Origin of the sequence: Blautia sp. DFI.1.216 (genome assembly GCF_020594215.1) — a bacterium.
GTDB classification, from domain to species: Bacteria; Bacillota; Clostridia; order Lachnospirales; family Lachnospiraceae; genus Blautia_A; species Blautia_A wexlerae.
This window is the reverse complement of the sequence record NZ_JAJDML010000136.1, coordinates 1-1,358: the sequence shown is the minus strand read 5'-3', so window position 1 is coordinate 1,358 and position 1,358 is coordinate 1. Positions and strand designations below refer to the sequence as shown.

Genomic DNA, 1,358 nt, shown 5'->3' with positions numbered 1-1,358 from the left:
TGAGCAAGAAGCCCCCACTTCAAAATCTGGGATTTAAGTGGTGGGAGCATGTCACGAAAATATGGGTTGGAAAATAGTCACAGCCACTCTGTGATTTATATGCCAGGTGGATTCCACAATTGACTGGAAAGAAAATCAGCTTACAAAACGGGTGAAATCTCAATCGGAATTGACCGAGCTGAAAGCGAGGGATACTTCTTGTCCGAGGGGCAAGAAGGTGGAACTAAAAATAATTAGAACAATCGGAATTTGTAAAGGAGTGAAATTGTCGTTATGAAGGATATCAAAACCACTTGTAAAATCGCATTAGTACAGGCAGAGCCTGTTATGTTCAGCAAAAGCGCATCACTTAAAAAGGCACTTCAATATATTTGTGAAGCAGCAAGCCAAAAACCGGATTTAATTGTTTTCCCGGAACTGTTTATTCCGGGATATCCTGTTGGAATGAATTTCGGTTTTAGCATGGGAAAACGAAGCGATGAGGGACGAAAAGACTGGAAACGATACTACGATGCCTCTGTTGTTGCCGGAGATTCGGAGTTCCAACAACTCGCAGAGGCAGCCAAAAAAGCGGAGGCATACATCAGCCTTGGATTTTCCGAGCGAGACGCTGTTAGTGGAACGCTCTACAACAGCAATGTCATTTTTGAACCGAACGGGTCATATAAGGTACACAGAAAGTTGAAGCCCACAGGCTCTGAGCGTGTTGTATGGGGAGATGCGAATAAGGATTATTTCCCTGTTACTGAAACACCGTGGGGACCAATCGGCAGCATGATCTGTTGGGAAAGCTATATGCCGCTTGCTCGGGTAGCGCTCTATCAAAAGGGAATCACCATTTATATTTCGCCAAACACCAATGACAATCCAGAATGGCAAGCCACTATTCAGCACATTGCAATCGAGGGGAAATGTTTCTTTGTAAATGCTGATATGATTATCAGACGCAGTTCGTATCCTTCTGACTTGTGTGAGCGCAATATCGTATCGGAACTTCCGGAATTTGTGTGCAGAGGCGGAAGCTGCATCATTGATCCGTATGGTCATTATTTGACAAAGCCGGTTTGGGATGAAGAAACCATCATCTATGCAGAGCTCGATATGAGCCTGCCTGCCGCCTGTAAGATGGAGCATGATGCGATTGGACATTATGCACGTCCGGATATCCTTGAACTTAAAGTCAACGAAAAATAATAGTCTGTTGGCTCATCAACTTCCAGTTTACAGAACTGAATCAAAAGAGCTCGAAGGAGCTCTTTTTCCTTTTTTATAATAGTATCATTATGGTATAATAGAGACATTAAAATCGTTAAGGAAAGAATCGAAGGTGGTGCAAACGAAAAAGCAGTATGGAGACT

General features: G+C 43.2%; 1 protein-coding gene. It reads left to right on the top strand.

All coding sequences use genetic code 11. The features are described from left to right. The first annotated feature begins 273 nt into the window (after window positions 1-273). Window positions 274-1,194 carry a carbon-nitrogen hydrolase family protein gene (locus LJE11_RS19035; protein ID WP_008707457.1) on the top strand — a complete coding sequence of 307 codons (921 nt, stop codon included), beginning with the start codon at window positions 274-276 and terminating at the stop codon, window positions 1,192-1,194. The last annotated feature ends 164 nt before the right edge of the window (window positions 1,195-1,358 follow it).